At 48.2% G+C, this 9,542-nt stretch carries 7 protein-coding genes; 3 read left to right on the top strand and 4 right to left on the bottom strand.

The window, feature by feature from the left end; all coding sequences use genetic code 11:
- Window positions 1–91: 91 nt before the first annotated feature.
- The 4 genes from Q0991_RS08205 to Q0991_RS08190 all read right to left on the bottom strand — a co-directional run bounded on the left by Q0991_RS08205 (window position 92) and on the right by Q0991_RS08190 (window position 5,861).
- On the bottom strand, window positions 92–2,746 hold the full coding sequence (locus Q0991_RS08205) for a pentapeptide repeat-containing protein (RefSeq protein ID WP_299487237.1): 2,655 nt from the start codon (window positions 2,744–2,746) through the stop codon (window positions 92–94).
- A gap of 180 nt (window positions 2,747–2,926) precedes the next feature.
- On the bottom strand, window positions 2,927–4,015 hold the full coding sequence (locus Q0991_RS08200) for an MFS transporter (protein WP_299487234.1): 1,089 nt from the start codon (window positions 4,013–4,015) through the stop codon (window positions 2,927–2,929).
- Window positions 4,012–5,079 (bottom strand): Ldh family oxidoreductase, encoded by a 1,068-nt coding sequence (locus Q0991_RS08195; protein WP_299487232.1) that lies wholly within the window; start codon window positions 5,077–5,079, stop codon window positions 4,012–4,014. Before Q0991_RS08195 ends, Q0991_RS08200 begins: the two co-directional genes overlap by 4 nt.
- A complete protein-coding gene (locus Q0991_RS08190) occupies window positions 5,076–5,861 on the bottom strand; it encodes a VanW family protein (RefSeq protein ID WP_299487229.1) in 786 nt (261 codons plus the stop codon). The genes Q0991_RS08195 and Q0991_RS08190 overlap by 4 nt, the downstream gene beginning before the upstream one ends.
- 92 nt (window positions 5,862–5,953) lie before the next feature.
- On the opposite strand from Q0991_RS08190, the gene Q0991_RS08185 reads away from it, so the two are divergent.
- From Q0991_RS08185 to Q0991_RS08175, 3 genes are all read left to right on the top strand, one after another.
- Complete coding sequence (locus tag Q0991_RS08185; RefSeq protein WP_299487226.1) at window positions 5,954–7,093, top strand: KamA family radical SAM protein; 1,140 nt, start codon at window positions 5,954–5,956, stop codon at window positions 7,091–7,093.
- On the top strand, window positions 7,090–8,082 hold the full coding sequence (locus Q0991_RS08180; RefSeq protein WP_299487223.1) for a D-alanine--D-alanine ligase: 993 nt from the start codon (window positions 7,090–7,092) through the stop codon (window positions 8,080–8,082). Before Q0991_RS08185 ends, Q0991_RS08180 begins: the two co-directional genes overlap by 4 nt.
- A gap of 414 nt (window positions 8,083–8,496) precedes the next feature.
- Window positions 8,497–9,542 (top strand): lipoxygenase family protein (locus Q0991_RS08175; protein WP_299487220.1); only part of this gene is annotated, 1,046 nt, incomplete at its 3' end.

Raw genomic sequence — 9,542 nt, 5'->3', positions numbered from 1 at the left:
AGGAAGGGGTCTTGCTGAAACCTGTAGCCATGGGAAACCCTTTTAACAGAATGGAGTTCCATAGCATATTAACGCCTCATTTTTCTTGCGCTTACCCTGGAAGGTCTGCCCCTTGAAGGTTTGCCTGTTGAAGGTCTGCCGCTCGAAGTTTTGCCTGTTGAAGTTTTGCCTGTTGAAGTTTTGCCCCTTCAAGTTTTGCCCCTCGAAGGTCTGCCCCTTGAAGGTTTGCCTGTTGAAGGTTTGCCCCTAGAAGGTTTGCCCCTAGAAGTTTTGCCAGTTGAAGGTCTGCCCCTTGAAGGTATGCCTGTTGAAGGTCTGCCCCTTGAAGTTTTGCCCCTCGAAGTTTTGCCAGTTGAAGGTCTGCCAGTTGAAGGTCTGCTCCTTGAAGGTATGCCCGTTGAAGGTCTGCCCCTTGTATAAGGCATTTACCTAAATCCAGATAATTAAGGCAAGAAGTAACCAGAGCAGTCTTAATGTTGAGATCTTGTAATCTTCCAAGCCAAAACTTAAAAGATTGGTCATTTGGCCACGAAATCTTATAAGGCTTTTTGAGATGCCGAGCGCAGGCGCTGACGGTTGCGAGTAATGCTTCTTCGGCATTGCGGGCCTGCTGACATTCTTCCTGGTAATTGGGTCTTGGATGGATTAGCTCCATAGGCATCCCATGGCCCAACATATACTCAATCAATTGGCAAAAAGTTATTTGCCAAGCTTTTACAACTTCCTTATCCTTCAGAGCGATTTCATTGCGAAAAAACTGAAATACGTATTGATCCAGCTCAGAAGTGCTGCATAAATCGATCCAATGGCTTAAAGCCCTTTTTTGGTCCCAGCGTTCATCTAGCTCATCTTTGTGCAGCATCCGATGGATGCGTTCAATTTCCCGAACAACGCGCTTGCTGGTTAGATATTCACCAAAACTTTTGTGAGTAAATTCAAAAGTATCCTCACGATTTCGCCGACCACTTTGTCGAAAATAGAAGGCTGTCAGTAGACGAGTGACCCCTTCTTCTGCGCCATCCGCAAAATTATCGAACTGTTCCCTGAGTTGTGGACTGTTACAGCGTTTCTCAATCTCTTTAACGGTAGTTGTTCTGCCATTGCCATGCCAAGCAGATACTGCAATTTCTTCTAATATGCGAGTAAAGTTATCTTTGCTGACCTTCTGAATAGTTGGGTGTTGCTTTTGGTTTTCCCAGTCTCTTTTGTGGACTGAAGCCAGAAGATCAGCATAAATCTCGTTTAAGTTACTGGTGTCCGAAAAATTTATCTCTCCTTTTCGGTAACTGAGTGCAACTAAATAATTCAGCAAAGGTTGACTGGTAATCTCAGTCAGATTTTCTGTCTTGAGTTCCTTTGGGAGTTGGGTATAACCTAAGTCGCTGTTGTCACCGTATTTTTCCCACCAGATATCGCGTCGATCCGTTTCGAGTAGAGCTTGGGGATCGTCATACTTTTCGCGCTCGTCTGGTGGGGTGAAATAAGGCAGAATATGAAGAATTTGACCCTCCCGCTTAAATTCAGAGCATGTTTGGACAACTAACTCTCGACCACTGATTAAGACCTGCACATGTGTCTTTTGTGAATTGAATCGCTCTACATTCCTGGAGACATCCTGCACGAAATCTTCAGCGATTTTTGCTTCCCATTCTCCTTGCATTGCCAACTCATCTAGCCCATCAAAGATGATGAGCAATCGTGATTCTTCTGCCTCCGGCTCTAAAGGGTTAAAACTAAGTAGCCTTGTATGCTTGAGATATTTACCCACGGACTCCACTAAATCACCAGATGGGTCAAATTGATACTTATGCAGCGGAATGAACAACACTGGCAGGCTAAGATTCTCCGCTAACTTTGCTGCAAAAAACTTGGTAAAAGAGGACTTGCCACAACCAGGGCCACCACTGATTAATCGAATTGGATCATTGCGTTCAGCTTTGTCTAACCAGTCTTTCAAGGTGGTGGCAAGATCAACAACACAGCGTTTTTTGTCTCGTGCATGACCCCACAGATGACCTCCATCTTCTGAATCATCTTCTTTAGGAGATGCTTTGAGAAAATAAGCGCATAACTCCACATACACTTGCTTGAGGCCAAAAGCCTCATCAAACATACGTTCTTCAATTTGATTTTGTAGGAATGCAGAATACCCTAACCAGTGATGCTCCCGTTCGGCGGCATTAGTGAATGGTGTATCAACCTGATCTAAAATGCGGCTATATTTTTCTTTGTTATTGCACCATTCGTCATGTAAGGCCAAAACAAAAAGACTGGGTAGTCGATTGGAAATTGCCTGTGCCTGCGATTGCGTTTCAACAAAATTCTGCAACCATTGGGCTAGATGGGGCTTGATTTCTTCTAGGACGGGAATTTGCTTTGGGTTTGCGAAAAAATTAGTATCAATCGTTAATTCAAATTCATCCAAGTGGACTTTTAAGCTATGGCAACTTTTTTCTAAATCAGCATCACTAGGCTTAAGCTTCTCCATTAAATTTTTATTGTCTAAGAGGAGTGTCTTTAGAGCTTCAACTAGCGATTTATAAATTAGTAACCAGGCAAGTTCTTCAGGTTGAGGGGCTAACCCTAACGCAGAAATTGCGTCTGTCAGATCGAGTCCCAGATTATTCCAGTTCTGGAATGCACCGTCCACAACTGCTTTCCCTAATGCCTTAAACAGTTCCTTGAAATCGGCCTTAATAGACTTTTGCCAAGCTGAAATAGGTTTTGTTCCGATATTTTTATCCATAACAGTGCATTCAGAGTATGAATTGCAATTATTGATGATATTTGCAGAATAGCAAGGACTTAAAACTTACGTTATATCTCGGTGGCTGACTCAGTAGTCTTGCGGTTGCTTTGTCTTGCTGAATAATTCTATTGTCTGTAGACAACTGTTAGCCTTCTTCACATATTTACCGACTACTAATCAAAGATCCTTGGTCGATTGGCGTTTCAATAAAAGGCTGCTGGAGTAGAGAAGTAGGGCAAGACTGAGAAACCCAAAGCGTAGGTTAATAGGATCAGGGATTGGGTCTAGGGCCGTAGGAAATAGGGTTTTGCCTAGATAGGCGGCGTAGAACATATAGCCTAAAGCCACATGACCGCAGCACCCTTGTAGAAGGGCAAAGATGGTTGCAAAAGTAGGGCCATAGAGGACTGCCGCAACGGGGAACAGAAATCCAAAACTGGGCAAAAACGTCAGGGCAATGGCACCTAAACCCACCAAAAACAACATCTGCAACCGTCGCACTGGGCGAGGGCCGACCCAAACGCCCAACGTTAGGCGACCTAGGGTCAAACCACCCCAGTAAGCCGAAAGTAAAGCATTTTGCCATCCCTTACTCCAGCCCAGACTGCTGAGGTAAGACCCACTCCAAGTGCCAATCGAGCTTTCCAAGCCGACGTAAATCAATATCACCAATAAAAAGGGCCAAGCGATGCTCCACTGAACGCGATCATGGCGAGGCTGAAAATTTTGAACTGGGGGTGCTTGCCATGCCAGGGCAATGGCTAAAATGGCTCCCATTGCCACTAAGCCAAAGGCCCAGCGCCACGGTAATGCCGCATTGATCAGAGGAGCGCTCAGAGCCCCAACCCCAAAGGTGGCATTGGCCCAATTTAAGACGGTGATCTTACGGCGAGGATGTAGCTCTCCCACCAAGTTATTGCAGTGGAAGTTGAGAATGCCGTCTCCCCAACCCAGCAGGAGGGCCGCACCCCCAATCCAGGCAAACTGAGGAGCGCAAGCGGCGGCGATAAAGGCAATGCCAATGGCAGCAAAGGCTAAAGCAAAGACGGGATGGCGATATTTTTGGCGAGAAACCCAGATCAATCCCCCCAAGCTGCTGACTAGAAAGAGGATATAAAACAGGCCAATATTGACGCCTGCGCCAAAGGTATCCGTCCACTGCTGCAGGAAGGCACCGGGCATAGCGACTACAATGCCGTGGAGGTAGAGACCGATAAAGCCTGCCACTGTTAAACGGCCCTGGCTATTTGGGGTGGATGGATTCAAGCGTTAAGGGAGATAGATAGATCAGGCGTTAGGTGTTGCATTACCAAGTCAGGGCCGAAGTGGTGGGCCAAATCTTGGATTAGAGCATAGGGTACAGGAATTCCTTGTTGCGTACGCGTCTGCTCGGTTACAACTTCCAACTCGCCGGGGAAATAGATGGGCTGTTGAGGGTCGAGGCGTGGGGTTTGTTTTAGAGTTGCGATCGCATCCCCCACTCGCTCTGCAAATTCTTCTGGATCAGACCAGACCGCCAGATCCATCACCCAGAAAAAATGCCCCGTACCGTTCATGCGATCGTGCCTAGATTTGGTTTTAAATAGAGCTGCCGCCGTTTCCAAAAGCGGACCACAGAGCAAATCCGCAACCAGGGCCATCCCCGCTCCTTTGGGCGAAGCAGCTTGATTGACTGCCACCGCTTGCGCTTTAGAGGTGGTCTCTCCTGCCGCCGTTAAGCCCCACTCTGGTGGAATGGGCAATCCCTGATAGCCGAAATGCTTAATTTTGCCGCCACTCACGGTTCCCGCCGCCATATCCAAGACGATAGGCATGTCCCCGTTGGGAATGCCCCAGGAAAAAGGATTATTGCCGAGTCGGGCTTCTTTGCCACCATAGGGGGCTAAGTCCACAACATTGGTGTCGCTGGTAGCAAAGCCGATCATCCCAGCAGCGGCAGCCATCCGCGTATAGTAGCCCGCCATACCAAAGTGGTTGCTGTTGGTGACCCCCACCACGGCCATGCCCATCTCCTGAGCCTTTGTAATCGCCTGTTGCATGGCTATCTGACTGGCATATTGCCCAGGCGCACGATCAGCTTCAATCCGAATTATCGTGGGGCGATCCGTTTGGATGTGTAGCTTGGGCTGAGGATTGATTCGACCGCTCCGGAGACTTTTGTCATACCCCATAATTTGCTGCAATCCGTGGGAATCCATGCCCCATAAATTGGCTTGGACTAAGTGATCGGTGATCGCAGTGGCGGCCTCGGATTGCAGGGGATAGTTTGCTAAAACAGCGGTGATAAAGGCACGAAGCTGCGAGGCAGAAACCTGAATCGGTGGGTTCATAGGGGGTAGGGCTTGTAGGTATCTTCTGTTTGGTAGGTGAGGATTTTGGGCGATTCAGGGGGTTGGACCCATCGTTGGGTGCGCACCCGCCAGCCTGGAATGCCATCTGGGAGAGCAGGTAACGATTGGATCACCTCAGAGTTTAGCGAGATAGTGTCGGAAATGGGGGTTGGTCCCCAAAGACTGGCAGTGGCGGTCAATTGGGCTTCATCAATTTGCAGGCGTAGCTGGAGGGGAACGGTATGCAGATTGCGAACGACCAGATCCTTATAGCCATAGACAACGGCTGCATCTTGGCCCAGGGTAAAAAAGCGATCGTCGCCGTAGGTATCGACGCTGTGATTGGACCGTTCTAAAATCTCCAAATTGCCCGCCAGAAAAGCACCAAACAAGGTGGTAGAAATTTGGCACAGCCCCCCGCCAGCATCCGTCGTTAGTTGTCCTCGGATCAGCATCGGGCCAGCCTGAAAGCCATTTTGAATCGTGGGTTGAGGGATACGTCGCCAAAAGCCAAAGAGTTGCTGGGGCTGAAGAATTAGGCCATCTACGAATTGAGCCGCTAAGCTCATATTGATCAGTCGATTTTGATGGAGGTTATTCGCAGAAGACCTTTGCTTGATGGGGGTTTGACATTGGCTCCAGAGATGGTTAAATCTGGAGGAGTTTCTCGGCGCTTGCTGCTGTGCATACGGCTGGCCATAACCTCGCTGCATCTCTTTGAGGGATTGACGCAGTCGGCACTTCAGCAGTCGTAGTGGGGTTCGCCAAGAGGAGGCCGTCAATCGTTCAGCTCCGTTGTTGTTAGGGCATTATTGTAAACCGAGGATCTGATGTGTGGCTGATCCTCAAAGATTTATCTAGGGAGTGTGAGGGGATGACATTATCGACGCCTAAGCGCCTGGCCTGGCGGGATGAACTCAAAGCGAGTCTTCATTTTTCGCAAACGGTGGCTACTACCTTACCTCTGGGAGAGGAAGACTGCGATCGCATCACCGCTGCCCAAACCCATTTTCCCTTTATGGTGCCGGAGAGCTATGCCCAACTGATTGATTGGCAAGACCCCACCGATCCGCTGCGGCAGCTACTCCTACCCTCGGTGTATGAACAGGATGACCAGGGCTCTCTAGATACCAGTGGTGAAGCTTTATCGACGGTGGTACCTGGATTACAGCATAAGTACGAACAGACCGCCGTTTTGATTGTCACCCAGGCCTGTGCGGGCCATTGCCGCTATTGCTTTCGTCGCCGCTTGATGAGCAAAGATGTGATGACCAAGGAAACCATCGAGGATTTGCAGGTTGCGATCGCATATATTCAAACCCATCCTGAAATCGACAATGTGCTGATGTCTGGGGGTGACCCAATGGTATCCAGTACCCGCCGTCTCGCTAATTTGCTCGCAGCCCTGGCCGAGATTCCTCACCTTTGGCAAATTCGCATTAGCACCAAGCTGCCCGCCTTTCTTCCCAGCCGTTTTACTTCTGATCCTGAGTTGTTGCAAGTGTTGGCTCAGTATCAAGAGCGATTCCAAATCGTCTTTCAATGCCACTTCGATCATCCTCGTGAAATCACCCCAGCAGCAGAACAGGCCTTGGCTGTTCTGCGAGACGCAGGCTGTCTGCTTACGGCCCAAATTCCCCTGATGCAAGGGGTCAACAGTTCCGTTGATGTGATGGAAACCTTGTTTAAGCGACTGCATCGCCTTAGCGTCCTGCCTCAATATCTATTCCATCCGCGCCCGGTTAAACATGCCCTCCATTTTCAACTGCCGATTCTGGAGGGACTGAAGTTGGTTGAAGGACTGCGGCAACGCTGTAATGGCTCCGTCAAGCGATTTCGCTATATCCTCACCCATGAAGACGGCAAGCTAGAACTCGTCGGACTCACCCCTGGCCCTGAACCACAGCTGATTGGACGCTGGCACCAGCGGCGGCGGGGCAATGATTATCCTGACATTCTGTTTTTGCCGATTGATCCACAAACGATGTGGCTACCGGATGCCCTGCCATCATGAAGATTGGCCTTCTGTTTGACTCCCAATCGGAGCTGATGGCTGCACCAGAGGCCCAAGTTAACACTCACTACCACTGGCGTGAACCGGAAGAAGTGGCTGCGGTGACCCAATCCCTCACGGAGTTGGGGCATACCGTTGATGCTATTGGGACTCTGGAGAGTTTGCTGCATCGCTGGCAGCAGCAAGACCTGCCTGATCTAGTGTGGAACTTATCCGTGGGTGCTCTGTCCCGCAATCGTACGGCTCTAGCCCCCGCGCTGCTAGAACACCTAGGCATTCCCTATACCGGCGGCGATGCGGCCACTAAAAGTTTGACCTTAAATAAAGACTGGCTCAAACCCGTTTTAGACTGGTGCGGCATTGCCACCCCGCCTTGGCGTCGCTTTGGTTTAGGGGAATCGATTACAGCGTTACCTCCATGGCCCGTATCGCTTTTGAAACCCACCTGTGAAGGCTATTCCCTGGGGTTGCAGCGGTTTGAGGCCGAGGCTGGGCTGGCGGTATTGCAGAAACAGGTGCAGCAGCTTCAATCCCAGTTTCAAACCGCAGTGCTCTGTGAACCGTTGATTGTAGGGCGAGAAATTACGGTTGGGGTAGTTGGCAATTTCGAACCGAGTTTGCTGGGTGCCGTGGAAACTTTGACGACGTCAGGTCAAGCTTTGCAGGAGCAAGTATTAGATCTGCCAGCGAAGCGTCAGGGGGGATTTCAGAAAGTAAATGTCAGTTTGGCTGATTCAGGCTTACAGCCGTTGCGAAGCGCGGCATTGAAGTTGATGAATCTACTGCAACCTTTGGATTATGCCACCTTCGATTTTCGGTTAGGCCGGGGACAAGCCTATTTGGTGGATGTGAATGCCGATGCGACGTTACATCCTTTGCGATCGCTCGCCCAAATCGCCCAAGCCCAAAACCTGACCTATCCACATTTGATTAAGCTGATTTTGATGGCGACGTGTCACCGCTGGAACCTAAGCCTCACAGCTTCATAAGCTGATGTAAAGATGCCTGATTTCCCCACCCGAGCGTGCCAAGTATGCTGTCAGGCTTATGCCTAAAAAATAATGTTCTCCTGTGAAATATTCGAGCAGCTCTAAGGTATTAACTATTGATAATGATGCATAAAAGCCATGGATATAAATGATAAATAATATGTAGAACTACTGCCTCATGCCATGGTTAAGCAAACGGTTTCCGGCAAAATTGCTCGACAATTTGATCAATCACCGTTTAGAGATACATTAATTGAAATTTGGGACCGAGATTTTGGGCTAGATGACCTAGTCGGTTCAGGGAGAACGAACGACAATGGTGAGTTCAATATTGAATATGATACGGATGATGCTGGTGATACCCCCGATCTAACCGTTAAGGTCATCCGATTGGACTATCAAAGTCAGCCTCATGTGATTTATGAGGAAGATGGTCCCAGGAATGTAGAAGGAAACTATGATTTCGGTACTATTTTGATCGCTGATTGGGAATATGATCCCGATTATGCAGTCCCACTGATACGTTCGGAAGGAGCAGGGATCTTTGCCTCTCCCCAGAATTTTGTCGCACCACAGACTCGTAAAATACTGCTTAAATCAGTTCCATGGGGACTGAAAAGACGGAATGCTGGACAACAGGCTTCGGTTGAAGCAGCGCAAGCTGTTTTCCCAGAAAACCTCACCATCGAGAACGGTACATCTAGAGACGATAAGTTCTTTATTGATGCAACTTTAAATGGTTTTGCACCAGCGCTAATGACCCAAGATAGCAATGGACAATTTCATGTTCGCTACAACTTAGATCCATATAGATGGGATGAAATTCATCAAGCACCTAGTGTGCATTTAACAATGGTGAAAGATGGGAATGATCAGCTGATTCCCCAAAAAATTGAATGGAAACTACGGAAAATTGCGTCTTTCCCCCCTGAATTTGTCGATGATGGTTCGGCTGAGCCTGGAGACGGGGCAAAGTGGGAGCAAGCGAAGCTGTATTTCCGCATTGCTGAGTTTATTGATGGACAGGTTAAGGGACATTTAGGCAGAGGGCATTTGAATGTGGGGCAGTATGCTATTGCCCTTTATCGGAATATTCAAAAAAGTCCCATCCTTAAACTTCTTCATCCCCATTTAAAGAGTGTTTCTGCGATTAATACGTTTGGAAAAGATATTATCTTTGGCGATCAAGGCGTCCTTGCGCTTTCCCCCCTCAACTCAGCTTCTTTAATCGATGTGATGAGAGATGATCTGGGTCAATGTAATTGGAAGAACTGGTCACCCAGAAGTGAAGTGAATTTGACTGGCCAGCATTCCTATTCGAAAATTCAGAATCTATATTGGAATATTCTGAATGAATACGTTGATAAATTCTTTTCGCTTTATGAAGACAAAATCAAATTAGACTGGAAAGAAATTTATTACTTCTCCAAAGATTTAGAAAACCATAGCGTTCCATTTGT

The sequence above is a fragment of the Acaryochloris sp. IP29b_bin.137 genome, assembly GCF_028285745.1.
GTDB lineage: Bacteria > Cyanobacteriota > Cyanobacteriia > Thermosynechococcales > Thermosynechococcaceae > Acaryochloris.
The sequence above is the reverse complement of the archived record's forward strand: the minus strand, read 5'-3'. Positions and strand labels throughout refer to the sequence as shown.

What these genes read in the sequence shown, in the direction of transcription:
- Q0991_RS08205 (WP_299487237.1), bottom strand. Translation starts at nt 2,746, where the DNA reads ATGGATAAAAATATCGGAACAAAACCTATTTCAGCTTGGCAAAAGTCT.
- Q0991_RS08195 (WP_299487232.1), bottom strand. Translation starts at nt 5,079, where the DNA reads ATGAACCCACCGATTCAGGTTTCTGCCTCGCAGCTTCGTGCCTTTATC.
- Q0991_RS08185 (WP_299487226.1), top strand. Translation starts at nt 5,954, where the DNA reads ATGACATTATCGACGCCTAAGCGCCTGGCCTGGCGGGATGAACTCAAA.
- Q0991_RS08180 (WP_299487223.1), top strand. Translation starts at nt 7,090, where the DNA reads ATGAAGATTGGCCTTCTGTTTGACTCCCAATCGGAGCTGATGGCTGCA.